Here is a 20,184-nt window from a genome sequence, read left to right as displayed (position 1 = left end):
ATGCGGAGCAGCTCTCCCCTGCGGATGTGAATAGACCAAAAGGACTGTTTCAGGATTCCGGACGATTCAGCTGGCTGTCCAGTTCCTCCAGGAGCCGGTCATTTTCTTCGGGGGTCATGAAACAGAAGCGGAAAAATTTGCTGCTCAGGAAGGGGAAGGTGGAGCAGTTGCGGATCATCAGCCCTTTCCGGATGCAGCGGTCGAATAGAAGATCCGCGTCTGTGTCCTCGCGCAGAATTTTTACCAGGACAAAATTGGCGGTAGGATCGTAGACTTTTACGGACGGCCATTCTTTCAGCCGGCGGCAGATCCGTTCCCGCTCGGTATTGATCAGCTCCCTGGTTTTGTCAATATACTCCTGATCCGTAAACATCAGCCGTCCGGCAATTTCGGCCAGGGAACTGATGGTCCAGGGATTCTGTCTGGCACTGATGGAGCGGATCAGGTCGGTATTCCCTGTGATGGCATAGCCCAGCCGCAGACCGGGCGCCGCGAAGAATTTGGATGTGCCGCGCAGTACGGCAAGGTTGGAGTAGTAGCCGGTCAGCGGGACGGAGGAGATTTTTGCCTCCGGATGCGTAAATTCCACGTAGGTTTCGTCTACCATCAGAAAAATCCCGTGCTGCAGACAGGCGTCCAGGATGACGCGCATATCGTCGCGGCAGATGGAAGTGGAGGTGGGGTTGTTCGGATTGCACAGGATCAGGAGATCCAGGTCATCGGTCAGATGGGAGCAGAAGTCCGAAACATCCATCTGAAAATCCCTGCTTTCCTGCAGAGGGTAGTAAAGCGTGTGTCCCCCCGTGAGAGTGATTTCCCGCTCGTACTCTGAATAGGACGGGCCGAGAATCATTGCTTTTTTCGGCTGTTCGGACTGGATAACCAGGGAGATCAGCTCGGTGGATCCGTTGCCGACCACGACGTTTTCCGGCTGTGTACCCGCGTAGGCGGCGATGCACTTCCGAAGCTCCTTGTATTCCCTGTCCGGATAGGTGGTAATGGCGTCCAGCTGCTCACTGAGAGAGCGGCGCAGTTTTCCGGATATACCAAGCGGGTTGATGTTGGCCGAGAAGCTGACAATTTTTTCCTTTTTGATCCCGTAGATCTCTTCTATTTTTTCCAGGTCGCTGCCGTGAAAATGGTCTTTGTGTTTTAATACCAGCTGCATTTGGATTACCTCTTTTCCCTTGTTTGCATCCGCCTAACTTGTGGGGTATAATTATTTTCAGTCTAATTCGGCTGTGGTTTTCAGTCAAGAGGGGTTATACATGGCGAAGCAAGAGGGGACAACTATTGGGTTTGTTTACGACCTTCCGGAGCTTGTGCTTTCGGAGGAGAGAATCCGGCTTACGGTTCCGGAGGGAGAGACAGGGACGTTTACGTTTTTTGTCTCGGCTTCGGACGGAAGCAGGATTCATGGTCTTGCCGCCTCGGATGAGCCAAGAATCCGACTGGATTCCGCGGATTTTGAAGGGGAAAACTGCAGGCTCTCCGGAACCGTGGATCTGACCGGATGGAAGCCGGGGGAGAGCTTTGAGGGGGCGGTGACGATCATTTCCTGCCTGGGGGAAAAGGTGGTCTCTGTCTGCGCGGAAATTTCTGTGGAAGGGCAGGACAGCTTTGATCCGGAGGTGCAGACGCTGGAAGATTTCGCGAAGGTCTGCCAGAAGAGCCTCAGGGAAGGCTTCCGCCTGTTTACCAATCCGGAGTTTTCCCGTATCCTGAACGGAAAAAACAGGCCGTATACCGCATTCTACAAGGGAATGTCCCACAATCCGGTCACGTATCAGCATCTGGAGGAATTTCTGGTTTCTACCGGAAAAAAGGAGCCGGTTGTTCTCTCGTTGGATAAGCAGCAGAAGGGTGTGTTTCATCTGGAGGCATCTCAGAAGGACACGCTCTATCTGTACCGGAGTACCTGGGGATATGTGCGCATCGAGGTGGAGACGGAGTGCGATTTCCTGGAGGTGGAAAAGAAAACTATTACCACCGAGGATTTTATCGGCCGTGTATACGGGCTGGAATACATCGTACATGCGGATAAAATCGGGGAAGGCAGGCAGTTCGGAAAAATTGTGCTCCGCAGTGTTCATCAGACGCTGGAGTATCAGGTGGAGGTCTCCCGCCACGGGGAGGCGCAGATCCGCCCGGACGCGGTCAGAAACCGCAGGATATCCTGGCTGCTGCGGGATTATCTGGGGCTTCTGCTCCACCGGCTGGATTACCACACCTGGCAGGAAAGCGCCGCGATGACGGTTCACGACATGCGGGAGGCGGATCCGGAGGATTCTCTTGCCTTGCTCTACGCGGCCTACCTGGATCTTTCCAGGGAAGATAATACCGGGGTGCTGGAAAACCTCTGGCCGGTGAAGGACGGGAAGATCAAGCTGAAAAACCGGGAGGAGAGAGCGATTTACCTCTCTCTCGCAAAGGCGGCAGGCCTGCTTCCTGCGGAAAAAAACAATATCACCGGCACGCTGCAGCGGTATCTGGAGCGTCAGCCGAACAGCTATGTCATTCTGCATCTGTTGCAGAAGGAGATTCATGCCGAGGAGTTTTCCCGCGCGGACCAGTTGGCCCAGCTGGAGGCGTGTTTTAATGCCGGCTGCACCAGCCCGTTCCTGTATCTGGAGGCCTGGAATATTCTGAAGCAGGAAGAGTCCCTGCTGCGGCGGCTGTCGCCCTTTATGCTGCAGGTGCTCTGCTTTGCACAGAGGTATCAGATGCTGACGGAGGGACTTCTTCTCCGGACAGCGTTTCTCAGCGGAAACAGCAAGCATTTCAGTGCTCCGGTAACGAGGATTCTTACCAGTGGTTATGAGAAATATCCTTCCCCGGACGTTCTGGAAGCAATCTGCAAGCAGCTGATTAAGGGTGATCCTCTCCGGAAGGAATGCTTTCCGTGGTTTGCCAGGGCAGTGGAAGCGGAGATCCGCATTACCCGGCTGTATGAATATTACATGGAGACCTGTGACAAACCGGCCTCTGTTTCGCTGCCGCTTCCGGTTCTTATGTATTTTGCCACCAACAATACGCTCGGAGAGAAAAAACGGGCGAGGCTGTATGCCAGTGTCATTCTCCACAAGGAGGAGGATTTCACCAGTTATGAGAATTACAGCAGAAATATGAAGGAATTCGCGGAGATGTCCCTGGCCAGGGGACGGATTAACCGGGATTATGCGGTCCTGTACCGGGAATTTTTCCGGACGCCGGATTCCAGAGAACAGGCGGAACAGCTGGTGGATGTGATGTTTGCCAGGAGGCTGATAACAGCGGACCGGAGGATCCGCCAGGTTGTGGTCACCCATAATGCCCTGAAGGAAGAACAGTGCTATCCCTGCCGCGACGGCGTGGCATATCCCAGAATCTATTCGGAAGACGCCTGCATTCTTCTGGAGGATGACAGACACCGCCGTTTCGGCACAACGGTCCGGTATTCGGCGGAGCCCCTGATGGATGAGAGGGAAAGTGCCAGGCAATGTCTTTCCATGGGCGCGGAGAACGCCGGCCTGGAGCTTTATCTGTGCAGGGAAAAGGCCTTTCAAATGGATGTGAACAGCGCCAGTGTGGAGGATTACAGAAAAGCAGTCCAAAACGAGGCCTTCACGGATGAGTACCGGAATATTATCCGCAGAAAGCTGGTGGAGTTTTATCTGCATCACCCCACGGAGGACAGCAGGTCGGCGGTTCCGACGAAGGAAGTGGAAGCCTATGCCTCCGCGGATAAAGCGGGAACCGTTTCCATTCTGATCCGTGACGGAAGGTATCAGGACGCCTTCCGGATTGTAGAAAAATACGGGGCGGAGGGCATTCCCGCGGATCAGCTTCTGAAACTCACCAGCCGGCTGATTCTTCAGAATGATTTTGAAGAAAATCCGGTTCTGGTCAGTCTGGCCTGGCAGGTCTTTTCCAAGGATAAATATGATGACGTCATTCTGATTTATCTCCGGGATTATTACGATGGTTCCATCCGGCATCTCTGCCGTTTGTGGAGGCGCGCGGAGGGCTTCCAGCTGGATACCTATACCCTGGAAGAGAGAATCCTGCTCCGCTCTATGGCATCCCGGCAGTTTCCGGAGTGCGGGGAAGAAATCCTGGGGGCTTATATCCGACAGCAGGGAAGCCGCAGGGTTATCCAGGCTTTTCTGACCTATCTGGCATCCTGGTATTTTCTGGGCGGAAGAAAAACGCCGGAGCTTGCTTTCTCCGGGATCGAGCAGCAGATTCTGCAGGGAGAACAGCTGGACATTGTCTGCAGGCTTGCGCTGCTCCGGCACTATTCGGAGCTCTGCGCGGACGGAATGGCAGATGCGCCGGACAAGGAGAAAGAATCCCCGCAAGGTGCAGCCGGTTCTGCCGCGGCTGCGGACGGAACGGCAGATGCGCCGGACAAGGAGAAAGAATCCCCGGAAGATGCGGGCGGAACAGCAGGGCATGCGGAAGAGCTGCCGGGAACCGGGAATACGGCAGCGGGTCAGAAAAACCCTCTGACAGAGACACAGGAAAAAATTGCGGAGCAGCTGCTTCGTGAAATGGATGAGAACGGGATGCGCTTTGAGTTTTTCGGCAGACTGCCCCAGAAGCTGATCCAGGCCTATCAGATCGAGGATAAGGTTTTTGTAGAGGAACAGTTTCGTCCGGACAGCCGGGTGATTCTGCATTACCGCCTGCAGGAACAGAACGGCGGGGACAGCGGCTGGATCTCAGAGCCGATGCGAAATGTCTACAGAGGGATTTTTGTTCGGGAGTTTCTTCTTTTCTACGGAGAGACGCTGACCTATTACCTCAGTATTCTGGAACACGGAGAAATCCGTAAGACGGATAGCTATCAGGTTTCCCTGGTCGGGATGGATACCGGGGGCATTACCCGGTACAAGCTGCTGAACCACATGCTGGAGGCAAGAGCAGAAGGAAACCAGGCGGAGCTTACAAGGACACTGCGGCAGTATCAGAGTCAGGATGCATACGTCCGGAAGCTGCTCCCACTGATGGAATGATTGTTCCGGGCGCGCCGGAGAGGAAGCAGGAGGCAGAGTATGCGTGTACACAATCTCATAGTCGGGATTGACTTGAACAGGACGGCTCCCCAGCTGTGTTACTTTGACACGGAGCGTGGAGATTCCGGTACGGCTCCCCTGAAAGCCGGAAATGAGGAAATCTCCTTCCGGGAAGTTCTGGATGCCTGTGAGAAGCAGGTAGGGGATAATCTTTACGAGGACGCAGAGAGCGTGCGGCAGGAGCAGGAGATCCTGGCGGATAAAACGGCCGGAATGCTGCGGCAGGCTCTTGCCACTCTTGGGCTGGAGGATCCCGGAAGCCAGGTATCCGGCATGATGATTACGGTTCCGGTTCTGTCCCGGGCGCTGGTCAATCTGATCCAAGGCGTCTATGAGCGCTTGGAGCTGGACAGTAGCCGGGCATTCCTGCAGGATTACAAGGAGAGCTTTTACTATCACACCCTTTACCAGAAAAAGGAACTCTGGTCCAGAAATGTGGGCTTTTTCCTGTTTCAAGACAGGGATGTGAGCTTCTGTTCGCTTTCGTCCAACCACATGACCAGACCGGTTACGGTAACCGTGGAAAGCGGCATGACGGTTCATCTGAATGGAGACCCCTCGGTCTGGGACAGCCAGTTCTGCCGGATGGTGGATGACTCCCTGCGGCAGAATCTGTACTCCTCTGTTTTCCTGATGGGGGAAACCTTCGACAAGACGGCTATGAGCCGCTCCACCGCCCTGCTCTGCAAGGGAGGCAGGAAGGTTTTTGTGGTAGACAACCTTTTTGCCAGGGGAGCCTGCTGCGGCGCAAGAGAAAAGACGGTGGAGAGACGGCTGGCCGGCTATCTGTACCTGGGAGATGAACTGATCCGGAACAACGTCGGCATGCAGATGACGGTGCAGGGGACAAAGACGTTTTACCCGCTGATCAGTGCCGGCGTAAACTGGTATGAGGCGGAACGGGACTGTGAGATCCTGCTGGTCGGGGATCCGGAGCTTACCTTCACGCTGACCGGGATGGACGGGGGGAACCGGAGGGAAGTACGTATGGAGCTTCCGGGACTGCCCCAGAGGCCGCCTAAGACCAACCGGCTTCACCTGCGGTTCAGCTTTGAGTCCGCCCACCGGATGATGATCGAGGTGCAGGATATCGGTTTTGGGGAGATGTATCCGGGAACGGGGCAGATCTGGAGAGAGGAACTGAAAGCCTGAAAATCCGGGAGGATTCCCGTAAAGGAGAGCATGAATCATGAGTGAAGTGATACTTTGTCAGGTGCCCCGCGCGGAACAGCCTTTTTACGCGGAGGATATCGATCTGAAGCTGTATTCCATCGAGGAACTCTGCTATTTTATGCAGGGACATCCGGCCCTCCTTGATCGTGATTTTTTCGGACCGGCTATGACGGACTGGCTTGGAGGGGAACTGCGTCTGCACCGCCTGGCGGAGACGCTGGAAAAGCAGAGAGCCGGAGGCGCGGGGCTTGCGGATCTGATCCTGCCGGTTTTTCAGGAAATCGGCTGGCTCAGTCCTGCGGAAAAAAACACATGGTCGGAAAAGATACAGGAGATGGAAAAACTGCCGGGGGAGGTCCGGCTGAAGCAGAAGGGGGATGTGCTTGCCGGATATGAAAAGTACACCAGGGCGGTCAGCTGTTACCAAAAGGCGCTGAAGCTGTCGGAAGGCGCGGAGCATTCCACGGGGGCGCAGTTCCGGGGCACGGTGTACTACAACGCGGGAGCGGTCTTTGCGCGGCTCTTTCAGATGGAGGAAGCGTGCGAGTGCATGAAAAAGGCGTTTGACCTGCTTCAGACATCCGCCGCCCGGAACGGCTATCTTTTCTGCGTCCGCATGAAGGACGGCGAAGAGGCGTTTCAGCGGAAATGTGAGGAATTGGGTGTCGGGGAACCGGACCGGGAGGAGATGGAGCGTCAGATCCGGTCTCTTCCGGAGCCGTCTGTGCCGGAGGATATGGATGCCGCACTGAACCTGTGGGTGCGGGAGTATCACAGGCAGACGGATCTGTAAAAGGCGGAAGTTCGGACGGAATCAGCATTTGCAGGGAGGCGGAACGGGAAAATGAAGGTTGTTTTGCTGGCAGGAGGCTTCGGAACAAGGATATCCGAGGAGTCCCAGTTTAAGCCGAAGCCGATGGTAGAGATCGGAGGAAAACCGATTCTCTGGCATATCATGAAGGAATACCTCTACTATGGATTTAATGACTTCATTATCTGCGCGGGCTATAAGCAGCAGGTTATTAAAAAATGGTTCGCGGATTACTATCTGAACAGTTCGGATGTACAGTTTGATTTTACAAACGGAAGGAATGAGATGCGGGTGCTGGAGTCCCACTGTGAGCCCTGGAAGGTCACGGTGGTGGATACAGGACTGCACACCATGACTGGGGGAAGAATCTGTCGAATCCGGAAATATGTGGGAGACGAGCCTTTTTTTATGACCTATGGAGACGGGGTCTGCGATGTCAACATCCGGGATCTTCTGAAATTTCATCAGCAGCACGGAAAAATCGCGACGCTTACCGCTGTCATCATGGAACAGCAGAAGGGGATTCTGAATATCGGGGGAGACAACGCGGTGAAGTCCTTCCGGGAGAAGAATATCCAGGACAGTTCCCCGATCAACGCGGGATACATGGTCCTGAATCCGGAGATCTTTGACTATATTGAGGGGGATGATACAGTTTTCGAGAAGGAACCGCTGGAGCGGCTGGCGGAAGAGGGGGAGCTGATGTCCTACATGCACAAGGGATTCTGGCAGTGCATGGACAACAAGCGGGAGATGGATATGCTGGAAAAGCTTTTGGCGTCCGGAAACGCGCCCTGGAAAAAATGGGAAGAATAAAGCAGTGCTGCGCTTCTGCTGCCTGCCGGCCCGTCAAGGTGTCCGGCAGGCTTTTTCTTTTCTGCCCCAGAAGAGGTTACATGACCGCCATGACGATCAGATGGACCACAAAGGAACAGATCCAGGCAATGACACACTGGAAGAGCACCATGCCTGCCGCCCATTTTCCTCCGAGCTCATTGCGGACGGAGGAGATGGCTGCCACACAGGGGGTGTAAAGCAGGCAGAAGACAAGGAGCGCCACGGCGGCGGAAGGTTCCAGGGACGCCATGAGGGCGGCGGTGGAGCCAAAGAGTACGTTCAGGGTGGAGACAACACTCTCCTTCGCAAGAAATCCTGTGATCAGCGAGGTGGAAATTCTCCAGTCCCCGAAGCCGAGCGGCCGGAAAACAGGTGCGATGACGCTTGCGATGACGGCCAGCATGGACTTCTGGGAATCGGTCACCATGGTCAGATGGAAATCAAAGGTTTCCAGGAACCAGATGACGATGGATGCCAGAAAGATGATGGTAAATGCCCGCTGAAGAAAGTCCTTTGCCTTCTCCCACAGCAGCTGGGCGACATTTTTCGGGCTGGGCAGCCGGTAGTTCGGAAGCTCCATGACAAAGGGGACAGCCTCTCCCTTGAATACCGTATCCTTGGAAATCCGCGCCACCAGAATGCCGACCAGAACGCCCAGTGCGTAGAGGCCGATGACAATCTGCCATGCGTATTTCGGGAAAAAGGCGGCGACAAAGAAGCCGTAAATCGGATATTTTGCGGTGCAGCTCATAAAAGGAGTCAGCATGATCGTCATTTTCCGGTCACGCTCCGAGGGAAGCGTGCGCGAAGCCATAATGCTCGGCACGGAGCATCCGAAGCCGATCAGCATGGGCACAATGGATCTTCCGGAAAGGCCGATTCTCCGGAGAAGCTTGTCCATGACAAAGGCAATCCGTGCCATATAGCCGGTATCCTCCAGCAGCGAGAGGAAGAAGAACAGCGTTACAATAATCGGCAGGAAGGACAGGACGGAGCCCACCCCGGTAAAAATGCCGTCAATAATCAGCGAGTGCAGGACGGTATTGACATTCGCGGCAGTCAGCGCCTGGTCGGTAAGCGCGGTCAAAGCGCTGATGCCCGCGGCCATCAGATTCTGCAGGGCAAGGCCGATCACGCCGAAGGTAAGCCAGAAAACCAGTCCCATAATCAGAATAAAGGACGGTATGGCCGTATATTTCCCCGTCAGGATTTTGTCGATCTTCAGGCTCCGGAGATGTTCTTTGCTCTCATGCGGCCTTACAACGGTTGCGGCGACCAGTTTCTTTATAAATTGGAAGCGCATGTCGGCAATGGCTGCGGTGCGGTCCAGCCCGCGCTCTTCCTCCATCTGCACGATAATGTGCTCAATCATCTCTTTTTCATTCTGGTCCAGCTTCAGCGCGTCCATGACAAGCTTGTCGTTTTCACACAGCTTGGTCGCCGCAAAGCGGACCGGTATGTCAGCTGCCAGCGCATGGTCTTCAATCAGGTGCATAATCGCGTGCAGACAGCGGTGTACAGCCCCTCCGTGGTCATTTTTATCGCAGAAATCGGTGCGGCCGGGGCACTCCTGGTAGTGCGCGATATGCAGGGCATGCTTGACCAGCTCCTCGACCCCTTCCCCCTTTACCGCGGAAATCGGGACGACAGGGATTCCCAGCATGGACTCCATCAGGTTTACCCGGACAGAGCCGCCGTTCCCGCGCAGTTCGTCCATCATATTCAGGGCAAGGACAACCGGGCGGTCCAGCTCCATCAGCTGCATCGTCAGGTAAAGGTTGCGCTCGATATTCGTGGCGTCCACGATATTGATAATGGCTGTCGGTTTTTCTCCGATGATAAACTGACGGGTGACGATTTCCTCATCCGTGTAGGGGGACATGGAATAGATGCCGGGCAGGTCGGTGATCTCCGTGTTGGGATGTCCCTTGATGGCTCCGCTCTTCCGGTCAACCGTCACGCCGGGGAAATTGCCGACGTGCTGGTTGGCGCCTGTCAGCTGGTTAAACAGGGTTGTTTTTCCGCAGTTTTGGTTGCCTGCAAGGGCAAAGGTCAGCCGGGCGTCGTCCGGAAGCGGATGCTCCCCTTTTTTTACATGATACCGGCCACCCTCGCCAAGACCGGGATGCTCCAGCAGTGCGGAACCCGGTTCGGCCGGATTCTCCCCTTTTGGGGATGTTCCTTCGGAGGAAAGAATTCCCGCCGCCGTCCTGGCGGCGGATGCCTTTTTTTCGTCCGCGGTCAGGGGACGGACGGATATTTTTTCGCCGTCCGCGACCCGCAGGGTCAGTTCATAGCCTGCCACCTTCAGCTGCATGGGATCGCCCATGGGGGCATATTTTTCAAGCGAGACTTCTACACCGGGGATCAGACCCATGTCCAGAAAGTGCTGCCGCAAAGCACCCTCCCCGCCAACTGCTGTAATAATGCCGGATTCCCCGATGTCAAGGCCGGTCAGGGTATTATTCTGTTGTATCACTGCTGCAAATCCCTCCATTGAAGAAGATCAGAGCCGTTTTGGGGAGAATATGCCATTTCTCCGAAGGCTCTATTCCAATGTTTATTTTCTACCGGTTAGTCTAACACAACGTCCGCCTCAGGACAACCGGGCTGAAAATGCCGGAAATGTGGTTTTTCCTGAAAAAGCATAGTATAATATGTTTTCGGAACAGTCTGCCGGCAGCCTCCGGGTGATGTGCGGCAGAAAGTTCCGGAGATAACAGAAGGAAGGCTTTCGATTATGACGATATCTGTTAAAAACGAAAAAGAAGAAGAAAACGATACCTATACAGAAGCCCTGGAGGCTATGAAGAACGATCCGGATATCCGGGTCATGAGGCAGTTCAGGCAGCACACGGTCAGCAATACCTTTAATCATGTGTGCCATGTGGCCAGGATGAGCCACAAAATAGAAAAAAGGCTTCACGTTAAGGTCGATGAGAAATCCCTGCTGCGGGGAGCTGTCCTGCACGATTATTATCTGTACGATTTCCGGGATCATCCCATGGGCGCTTACCGGCACGGAACCTCCCACGCCGGCACGGCGCTTAAAAACGCGGAGGAAAAATTCAATCTGAACGAGACGGAGAAGAATATCATCTACAGCCATATGTGGCCGCTGAACCTTACGCATCTTCCGAGATGCAAAGAGGCATGGATTGTGACACTGGCGGATAAGATCTGCGCGTTTGAGGAGATGGTCCTGCACATAAATTTTTCAGAGGGGTAAAACAATGGCCAGATATATCAGGTATCTGAAAAACCGGATCCGTCTGGACAGGCGGACATTTATTCTGTATACGGTTCTGCGCGCGCTGGTTCTTTTCTGCATGATCCGGCAGATTTTTGTGCGGAATTATGAGGGAGTGGGGATCTGTCTGCTATCCCTGCTCCTTTTTCTTGCTCCAAGCTTCATGGAGGACAATCTGGAAATAGAAATCCCCCCGCTGTTTGAGGGAATCATCTATCTTTTTATTTTCGCCGCGGAAATTCTGGGAGAGGTGGATAACTTTTACATTAATCTTCCGGGATGGGACACCATGCTGCATACGATTAACGGGTTTCTCTGCGCAGCGGTAGGATTTTCCCTGATCGATCTGCTGAACCGGCACAGCAAAAGGATTCAGCTCTCCCCGCTCTATCTGTGTCTGGTGGCCTTCTGTTTCTCTATGACAGTCGGGGTCTGCTGGGAGTTCATCGAGTGCGCGGGAGATCTTTTCTTCGGACAGGATATGCAGAAGGACTTTATTGTCAGGCAGTTTCAGTCTGTCACCCTGGATCCCACCCATTCCCAGATTCCGATCGCGGTAAAAGACATCGAAAAAACGGTGATTTACACAGCCTCCGGGAAAACCTACACCATTTCCGGCGGCTATCTGGATATCGGAATTCTGGATACCATGAAGGATCTCATGGTGAATTTTATCGGCGCGCTGGTCTTCAGCCTGTTCGGCTACCGGTACCTGAAGAAAGCGGGAAGAAATCCTGCCCGTTACGCAAAGATTGCCGAAAACCTGATTGTACGTGCCGTAGATAAGAACGGGAAACCTGTGAAGACCGTACCGGTGGAAGAGGATGCTCCGCTTCCCGAAGAAAAAACGGAAACAGAGAATTTGTCAGAACAGGACAAGGAATCCGGACAGGGCGGAAAAACAGAGGACAAAGGCACGGAAAAAAAGGAAGAACAGTGCCCGGCACCTGTTGAGGAAGAACAAAAGGACAGGAAGGGGCATCTGCGCCGTCTGGACAGGAAGCTGGTCTCCAGCGGACATGTTCTGGACTTTTATCATGATGTCATGGAGCTTCCGGACGGAAAAAAGGAGATCTGGGATTTTGTCGCGCACAGGAAAAAGGGCGGAGCCTGCGTTGTCCCGGTTCTGCCGGATGAAAAAATCCTTCTGATCCGCCAGTTCCGCCCCGCCATCGGCAGGGAAACGCTGGAGCTTCCCGCCGGGGCGAAGAATTCCTATGAAGAGGATACGGAGGTAACGGCTCTGCGCGAACTGGAGGAGGAAACCGGCTATACCTGCGACCAGCTGACCCCGCTGCTGAAGCTGCAGACCGCCACTGCCTGGTGTGATGAAAGTACGGCGGTTTATCTGGCAAAACCGGTAGAAAAAAAGGGTGCGCAGCAACTGGATGAGGCGGAGGAAATCAGCCTGGAGAGCTATTCGCCGGAGGAACTGAAACGGAGGATTGAGAGCGGAGAGATCCAGGATTCCAAGACGGTGGCAGGCATTCTGGCGTATCTTCTGGAACAAAAAGAAGATTAAACAAACAGAAATGCTGTATTCTTTCTCCCGTGTGTGGTAGGATATTTCCATATACGGACAAATGTCCGCAGAGGGAGGAGAAAGGTATGGCTGTTCTTATTTTTTTCAAAAGTGTAGTTAAAAAATACAATTCCATGAGTCTCATTCTGCGAATTGTTATCGGCATGGGCATCGGAATCGTGCTGGCTCTTCTGGTTCCAGGAGCGGCCTGGATTGCCGTATTCGGAGATCTGTTTGTCGGCGCGCTGAAGGCGATCGCCCCGGTTCTTGTCTTCGTTCTGGTAGCCGGCGCGCTGGCGCAGGGCGGCAGCCGTCTGGACAGGCGTTTCGGGATGGTTCTCTGGCTGTACATGCTCAGCACGTTTTTGGCCGCAGTCGTTGCGGTGATCGGGAGTTTTACGTTTCCGCAGACCCTTGTTTTTACCGAGGCGGCGCAGGCGGATGCCATACCGCAGGGAATCGGCGAGGTACTCCAGAATGTCCTGATGAACATCATCGCCAATCCGTTTTCCGCGTTTATCAATGCCAATTACATCGGCATTTTGTTCTGGGCTGTTATGTTCGGGCTCGGCATGAAAAAATTCGCCTCGGATAACAGCAGGACTTTTATGGCAAATGTGTCGGATGCCATCTCCCAGGTGGTACGGTGGATTATCAATCTGGCTCCGTTCGGGATCATGGGACTGGTGTTCAATACGGTCTCCACAAACGGCCTGTCTGTCTTTACCGTCTACGGGAAACTTCTGCTTCTTCTGGTGGGATGTATGATGGTCGTCTCTCTGGCTGTGGACCCGCTGATCGCGGCGCTGCATCTGCGGCGGAATCCTTATCCGCTGGTTTTCAAATGCCTGCGGGAAAGCGGGCTCACTGCCTTCTTTACCAGAAGCTCCGCGGCAAATATTCCGATCAATATGGCGCTGTGTGAAAGAATGGGTCTGGATAAGGATATGTATTCCGTTTCCATACCGCTGGGAGCCACCATCAATATGGACGGCGCCGCGGTAACCATAACGGTTATGACCCTGGCGGCGGCACATACCCTGGGAATTTCCGTGGATATTCCGACGGCACTGGTCCTGAGTGTGCTGTCTACGCTTGCCGCCTGCGGCGCTTCCGGTGTGGCAGGCGGATCGCTGCTGCTGATTCCGATGGCATGTTCGCTGTTTGGGATCTCCAATGATATTGCCATGCAGGTGGTGGGAGTAGGCTTTATTATCGGCGTTGTCCAGGACAGTGTGGAGACTATGCTGAATTCTTCCGGTGATGTCATGTTTGCGGCGACCGCGGAGTTCTGTGCCTGGCAGAAGGAGGGCAAACCGCTTCCGGCCTTCATGTACTCGAAACGAGAGAGGAAAAAGCTCGGACTTTCGGATAAATAGGGAAGGGTTTGTTGACATGCCGGGGTGTCTGCCATAAAATCACTTTATATGTTTTTTACAATTCCGGGCAGACAGATGTTCACTGCAGCCTGAAAAAATGAGGGAGAAGATGGAAAAATGAATGAAAAAGAAGCCAAACGGGTGAAAAGAGACAGAATCGCCCTGCTGATTGCTGTCGTCTGTGTGATCGCTGTCCTTGTAACCGGGGCGGTGACCACCAATCAGGATACGGTCCAGGAATCTTTCTGGGCGCTGGTCCCGCCGATTATTGCCATTGCGCTGGCGCTTGTGACCAAGGAGGTTTACAGTTCCCTGTTTATCGGAATCCTTTCCGGCGCGATGCTGTATTCCGGCTTCAGCTTTGAGGGTACGCTGACCCATACGTTTCAGGACGGCGTGATCTCTGTTCTTTCGGATTCTTACAATGTCGGTATTCTGGTATTTCTGGTTATTCTGGGTATCATGGTCGCCATGATGAACCGCGCCGGAGGTTCCGCGGCGTTTGGCCAGTGGGCTTCCAGACATATTAAGACAAGGGCGGGCGCGCAGTTTGCGACGATTGTTCTGGGAATCCTGATTTTTATTGACGATTATTTTAACTGCCTGACAGTGGGAAGTGTCATGCGTCCGGTGACGGACAAGCATCAGGTGTCCCGCGCGAAGCTGGCCTATCTGATCGACGCCACGGCGGCCCCGGTCTGCATCATTGCGCCGATCTCCTCGTGGGCTGCCGCTGTCTCCGGCTTTGTGGAGGGAAAAAACGGAATTGCATTGTTTGTGCAGACGATCCCGTACAATTTTTATGCCCTTTTAACCATTGCTATGATGATTATGCTGGTAGCTCTGAATGTGGACTACGGTCCTATGGCGCTGCATGAGAAGAATGCTATACGCGGAGATCTGTACACAACGCCGGACCGCCCTTATGCAAATGAATCAGAAAAAAAGGTAAGCGCAAAGGGCACGGTTTTTGACCTGGTTATTCCGGTTGCCGCCCTTGTGGTCTGCTGCGTCATCGGGATGATCTACACCGGAGGATTTTTCTCCGGGACCGATTTTGTCGACGCGTTTGCGGGCAGCGACGCCTCTGTCGGCCTGGTGTTCGGTTCCTTTTTCGGACTTGTGATTACGATTGTCATTTACCTGGTCCGCGGGGTGCTTTCCTTTAAGGACTGCATGGATTGCGTTCCGGAGGGCTTTAAGGCGATGGTTTCCCCGATTCTGATTCTGACCTTTGCCTGGTCGCTGAAGGCAATGACGGACAGCCTGGGTGCCAAGGAATATGTGGCGGGACTGGTGCAGCACTCCGCTTCCGGTTTCATGAACTTCCTGCCCTGCATTATTTTCCTGATTGCTGTTTTCCTGTCTTTTGCGACAGGGACTTCCTGGGGAACCTTCGGCATCCTGATTCCGATTGTAGTCCATGTGTTTGAAAACGGGGACTACCGCATGATGATTATCGCCATGTCTGCCTGCATGGCAGGCGCGGTCTGCGGCGACCACTGCTCGCCCATTTCCGATACCACCATCATGTCCTCGGCGGGAGCGCAGTGTAATCACCTGAATCATGTGACGACGCAGCTTCCCTATGCCATGACCTGTGCCGCGGTTTCCTTTGTCACTTATATTATTGCCGGGCTGACGAAGTCCGCGTGGATTTCCCTTCCCTGCGGCCTTGTCATTCTGCTGGCGGTTCTGCTGATGATGAAGAAAAGGCAGAAAAATGCGGCGGCCTGAATAGCGGCATTTCCGCCCGGTCTGCCGGTTTCAGGCGGCCCGGGGTTTACAGACGGTCACAGATTTGTTGCGTCAGCAATGGATCTGTGGCCGTCTGTGTATTACTCTGAAAACAGAAAAAAGAGAGCAGGCTTTTCTCACAGTTTAATCAAAGTTTATGCCGTCTGCCAAAGGCGGCGGAATGGAGTGTACGATGATCGGAATAGGTATTGATACCGGAGGAACCTATACAGACGCAGTTGTCTACGACTGCGACGCAAGGAAGGTGCTCTGCTCCGGCAAGACACTGACAACAAGGGACAATCTGGAGCTCTGCATCGCAAGAGTGCTGGACGCGATGGATCAGAACCTGGTGAAGCAGGCGAAGCTTCTGGCGCTTTCCACCACTCTGGCTACCAATGCGTGCCTGGAAAACAAGGGGAGCCGGGCCAGATGCCTGATGATTGGCATGGATCCCGACCGCATGCGGAATCTGGAACAGGTCTATGCATCCTATGGATTCCGGGATCTGGACCAGCTGGTTTTTCTGGACGGAAAGCCAAGACAGATGTTTCCGGATGAAAAAGAACCGGATTGGAATCTGCTCTCCAAACACTGCCGGGACTGGTTCCGGGACTGCGGGGCAGTCGGTGTGACACAGGTATTCCCGCAGGCAGACGGGGGAAGTCTGGAGAATAAAGCGGCTGAGATCATCAGGGATACCATGCATTTTTCCGTGACAACCGCGTATGAGCTGTTTGACGAGGTGGATGTCCTCCGCAGAGGAGCCGGGACGCTGCTCAATGCCAGGCTTGTCCCGCTGATCGCACAGTTCCTGGAGGCGGTTAAGAACGTCCTGAAGGAAAGAGATCTGGATATCCCGATTGCCATTGTAAGAAGCGACGGCAGCCTGATGTCGGAAGTCATGACAAGGGATGTGCCGGTGGAAACCCTTCTCTCCGGACCGGCGGCAAGCGCGATCGGCGGAAGTGTCCTGGCGGGGGAAAGCGACGCGTTGATTGTGGATATGGGAGGAACGACTACCGATGTCGCCCTGATCCGTGACGGGCATCCTGTGACCGATAAGCGCGGGATTTCCATCGGACAGTGGCAGACGACGGTGCAGGGAATGTATATCGACACTTTCCTTCTCGGGGGGGATTCTGCGGTCCGTTTTCGGGATGAAAAACTGATCCTGGACGGGCGGCGCGTTATTCCGGTCTCTGTCCTTGCATCGGTGTACCCGGGAATTGCGGACCGGCTCCATACGCTTGCCGAGGCGGAGCGGAGACATACCCGCATGCTGAATGAGTTTTATGTGCTGCAGAAGTATCCGGAACATCCGGACAATTATTCGGACGAGGAGATGCAGATCTGCGGCGCCCTGCAGAAAGGCCCGCTTATGCCGGAGGAACTGGCGTCGGTTCTCGGAATGGATATGTACACCCTGAAGACAGAACGTCTGGAGGACGAGGGAATTGTGATGAGAAGCGGCCTGACCCCGACAGATATGATGGTCATCAAGGGGGATTTCCCTGTTTATGATCCGCGGGCGGCGCTGGAGTCCATCCGTTTTCTGGCGGAAAATGTAAAGGAAATCGCGGAGGAAATTCCGGACGCCATCTATAAAATGGTAATCCGGCGCATGTACTGCAACCTTGCCAGAATTCTTCTGGAGCAAAAATACCCGAAGCAGAAACGTCTGCTCCGGCAGGAGGGAGTACGGAAGCTGATTGAGAGTACCTTTGAGGAGGTTTACGCCGGAAGGAAGCCGGATTGGATGGATTTTCAGATTCGGACAGATCTTCCCATCATCGGTGTGGGGGCTCCGGTGCACATTTTTCTTCCGAAGGTAGCCGAATTGCTTGGAACACGGGCGGTGATCGGCAATTACGCGCCGGTGGCGAACGCCCTGGGAGCCATTGCCAGCCGGATTGTAACCAGCGTGCAGTCCCGAGTGAAGGCGGAATATGAGGGCGCGGAGCTGAAGGGCTATTCGGTCTATGAAGGGGAAGTCCGCCGGATGTTCGAGGATTACGACGAGGCGGAAGCCTTTGCCAGACGGCTGACGGCAGAGAAGGTGCTGGAAAAAGCCCGGAGGCAGGGAGCCTCCGGGCGTCCGGAAATCAGGACCAGCGTACACCAGATTCGCAGTGCGGCGGGAAAATCCAGTATGTTCTTTGAAAGCATTGTGGAGAGCGTCGCGACGGATTCCTTCTCGGTCGGACAGTAACTCCCTGCAACCGCCGGGAGCCGCGGCACACAGACGTCTCTATTTCTGCTTTTCTGCAGAATCTTCAGAAGCTCTGTGTGCCTGCTGCTCCTTCAGGCTCATTTCCTCAAAAAGCTGTTTCTTCATATCATACAGCTTGTCAGACAGATCCACATAGACCTGGTGAGGATTCATCAGGCGCCTGGATTCTTCCCATAGGGTGTCCAGTTCTCTTTTGCAGACCTTCTGGATCTCCATGACCTCCGGGGAGTGGTACACACAGAGCCCGTTTTTGAAGACCGGAACCAGAAGCTCCCGGACGGAATAGCTGCCGCCGCGGAGCGTTGTTTTTTTCCAGGTGCTGATAGGGTCAAAAATGGTCAGATCCTTTTCCGGATCAAAGGATTCGCCCTCCAGGGCGATCAGATCCGCCTTGATCTTTCCGGTGGTTTTGGAATAGAGCCGGAAGACCGTTTTATTGCCGGGATTCGTCACCTTTTCCGTGTTTTCCGAGAGCTTGATCTTCGGCGTGAATTCCCGGTCGTTTTTATTTTTTATGGCCGCCATCTTATAGACGCCGCCGAAGGCGGACCACCCGTTCGAGGTAATCAGATTGGTTCCCACGCCCCAGGAATTGATCTTCGCCCCCTGCTCCTTCAGGGAGTTAATCAGGTATTCATCCAGGTCGCTGGAGGCGGATATGATGGCGTCTCCGAACCCGGCTTCGTCCAGCATGCGGTAGGCCATTTTGGACAAATAAGCCAGATCTCCGGAATCAATGCGAATGCCGTATCCCTTTAACGGGATGCCTGCGTCACGCATTTCCTGAAATACCCGGATGGCATTCGGCACACCGGATTTCAGCACGTCATAGGTGTCCACCAGAAGAATACAGGCATTGGGATACAGCTTTGCGTAGGTGCGGAAAGCGGTCAGCTCATCCGGAAAGCTCATAATCCAGCTGTGCGCATGGGTTCCCTTGACCGGTACATGGAACAGCTTTCCGGTCAGCACGTTAGAGGTCCCGATACAGCCGCCGATGACAGCGGCCCTGGCTCCCAGAGTTCCCGCATCCGGACCCTGCGCGCGGCGCAGGCCGAATTCCATGATTCCGTCGCCCTTTGCGGCGTGTACGACACGGGACGCACGGGTGGCGATCAGGGACTGGTGGTTGATCAGATTCAGGAGGGCCGGTTCGATCAGCTGGGCTTCCATCAGCGGGGCGATTACCTTTACCAGCGGTTCCCGCGGAAAGACAACCGTTCCTTCGGGAATGGCGTAAATATCGCCTGTAAAATGAAATCCTCGGAGATATTCCAGAAAATCATCCTCAAAGAGATGGAGGCTGCGCAGGTAATCAATATCGTCCGGATCAAAATGCAGATCCCGGATATAGTCTATAACCTGCTCCAGTCCGGCGCATATCGCATAGCCGCCGTCGCAGGGGTTCACCCGGTAAAAGGCGTCGAAAACCACGATCTGATCCGTAGGGTTCTTATAGTAGCCCTGCATCATGGTAAGCTCATAGAGGTCAGTCATCAAAGTAATATTAGGGTTTGACATTAAATTCTCCATTCCGGACTGGCCGGCCGGCAAAGCGTTAACCCGGCGGTAACAAAGGCAGTCCCAGACACTGTGACAGACAGGGTTGCGGGGCATCTAAACTGCGTGCCGCGTTTCTCAAAAGTATAGCATTTTCAAAGAGGGAATACAATCTGCTTGCCTTTGAAAAAAATGTGTGTTAAGATTTTGTTTGCTGCGAATAGGCGTGCTGCACGCCGATGTGGCTCAATTGGCAGAGCAGCTGATTTGTAATCAGCAGGTTATCGGTTCGAGTCCGATCATCGGCTCTACGGATCTTTAGCTCAGTTGGTTAGAGCAGTCGGCTCATAACCGATCGGTCCTGGGTTCGAGTCCCCGAAGATCCATTGGAATATCCCCGGAATACCCTTTATTTATGCGGGTTCCGGGGATTTTTCTATGCCGGTGGTTAGCAAATTGTTAGTTTTTTTCAGCTCCGGTCTTGCAATCCCAGGCGGGATAGCGGTATGATGTAGATGCAGGTGACATAATTCTTAAATCGGGATTCTGTCTGGAGAATTGTTTCCTGTCGTTTCTTTTATTTTCTTTTCTTGTTTTTTCTTTTTAGTTCTTATTTTTTCTTGACCTGTTTTTTTCGGGTTCTCTTTACTTACTATTTTTTCCGGTATCGGCCGGGATATTCAGG

General features: G+C 53.9%; 12 protein-coding genes and 2 tRNA genes. 11 read left to right on the top strand and 3 right to left on the bottom strand.

What is annotated here, in order from left to right:
• Positions 1–49: 49 nt before the first annotated feature.
• On the bottom strand, positions 50–1,168 hold the full coding sequence (locus tag FYJ60_RS11840; RefSeq protein ID WP_154458884.1) for a pyridoxal phosphate-dependent aminotransferase: 1,119 nt from the start codon (positions 1,166–1,168) through the stop codon (positions 50–52).
• A gap of 100 nt (positions 1,169–1,268) precedes the next feature.
• Between FYJ60_RS11840 and FYJ60_RS11835 the strand changes: the two genes are divergently transcribed.
• Genes FYJ60_RS11835 through rfbF form a run of 4 tightly spaced genes read left to right on the top strand, consistent with a single transcriptional unit; the run spans position 1,269 to position 7,857 of the window.
• Positions 1,269–4,997 carry a DUF5717 family protein gene (locus FYJ60_RS11835; protein ID WP_154458883.1) on the top strand — a complete coding sequence of 1,243 codons (3,729 nt, stop codon included), beginning with the start codon at positions 1,269–1,271 and terminating at the stop codon, positions 4,995–4,997.
• 39 nt (positions 4,998–5,036) lie between these two features.
• Positions 5,037–6,209 (top strand): DUF5716 family protein, encoded by a 1,173-nt coding sequence (locus FYJ60_RS11830; RefSeq protein ID WP_154458882.1) that lies wholly within the window; start codon positions 5,037–5,039, stop codon positions 6,207–6,209.
• A 37-nt stretch (positions 6,210–6,246) separates the two neighbouring features.
• Positions 6,247–7,023 (top strand): hypothetical protein, encoded by a 777-nt coding sequence (locus FYJ60_RS11825; RefSeq protein WP_154458881.1) that lies wholly within the window; start codon positions 6,247–6,249, stop codon positions 7,021–7,023.
• Between the two features lie 51 nt (positions 7,024–7,074).
• Positions 7,075–7,857: a glucose-1-phosphate cytidylyltransferase gene (gene rfbF / locus FYJ60_RS11820; RefSeq protein WP_154458880.1), complete on the top strand. Its 783-nt coding sequence runs from the start codon at positions 7,075–7,077 to the stop codon at positions 7,855–7,857.
• A 76-nt stretch (positions 7,858–7,933) separates the two neighbouring features.
• Here the strand turns inward: rfbF and feoB are convergent, their stop codons facing one another.
• Positions 7,934–10,357: a ferrous iron transport protein B gene (feoB, locus tag FYJ60_RS11815; protein WP_330579209.1), complete on the bottom strand. Its 2,424-nt coding sequence runs from the start codon at positions 10,355–10,357 to the stop codon at positions 7,934–7,936.
• A 261-nt stretch (positions 10,358–10,618) separates the two neighbouring features.
• Here feoB and FYJ60_RS11810 point away from each other — a divergent pair, with 261 nt between their 5' ends.
• From FYJ60_RS11810 to FYJ60_RS11790, 5 genes are all read left to right on the top strand, one after another.
• Entirely contained in the window at positions 10,619–11,107 is a 489-nt protein-coding gene (locus FYJ60_RS11810) for an HD domain-containing protein (protein WP_154458878.1), read from the top strand.
• A gap of 4 nt (positions 11,108–11,111) precedes the next feature.
• The gene (locus FYJ60_RS12815) at positions 11,112–12,650 is read left to right on the top strand and encodes an NUDIX hydrolase (protein WP_154458877.1); all 1,539 of its coding nucleotides are present in this window, start codon (positions 11,112–11,114) and stop codon (positions 12,648–12,650) included.
• Positions 12,651–12,736: 86 nt separating this feature from the next.
• On the top strand, positions 12,737–14,029 hold the full coding sequence (gene sstT / locus FYJ60_RS11800) for a serine/threonine transporter SstT (protein ID WP_154458876.1): 1,293 nt from the start codon (positions 12,737–12,739) through the stop codon (positions 14,027–14,029).
• 117 nt (positions 14,030–14,146) lie between these two features.
• On the top strand, positions 14,147–15,766 hold the full coding sequence (locus FYJ60_RS11795) for a Na+/H+ antiporter NhaC family protein (RefSeq protein WP_154458875.1): 1,620 nt from the start codon (positions 14,147–14,149) through the stop codon (positions 15,764–15,766).
• Positions 15,767–15,959: 193 nt separating this feature from the next.
• Entirely contained in the window at positions 15,960–17,978 is a 2,019-nt protein-coding gene (locus FYJ60_RS11790; protein WP_205839094.1) for a hydantoinase/oxoprolinase family protein, read from the top strand.
• Between the two features lie 39 nt (positions 17,979–18,017).
• Here the strand turns inward: FYJ60_RS11790 and FYJ60_RS11785 are convergent, their stop codons facing one another.
• On the bottom strand, positions 18,018–19,520 hold the full coding sequence (locus tag FYJ60_RS11785; protein ID WP_154458873.1) for a nicotinate phosphoribosyltransferase: 1,503 nt from the start codon (positions 19,518–19,520) through the stop codon (positions 18,018–18,020).
• 214 nt (positions 19,521–19,734) lie between these two features.
• On the opposite strand from FYJ60_RS11785, the gene FYJ60_RS11780 reads away from it, so the two are divergent.
• Together FYJ60_RS11780 and FYJ60_RS11775 are read left to right on the top strand one after the other, a co-directional pair.
• A tRNA-Thr gene (locus FYJ60_RS11780) sits at positions 19,735–19,807 on the top strand.
• Positions 19,808–19,811: 4 nt separating this feature from the next.
• Positions 19,812–19,885 (top strand) — tRNA-Ile (locus tag FYJ60_RS11775).
• Positions 19,886–20,184: the final 299 nt, after the last annotated feature.

The sequence above is a fragment of the Bilifractor porci genome (assembly GCF_009696005.1).
Classification (GTDB): domain Bacteria; phylum Bacillota; class Clostridia; order Lachnospirales; family Lachnospiraceae; genus Bilifractor; species Bilifractor porci.
The sequence above is the reverse complement of the archived record's forward strand: the minus strand, read 5'-3'. Positions and strand labels throughout refer to the sequence as shown.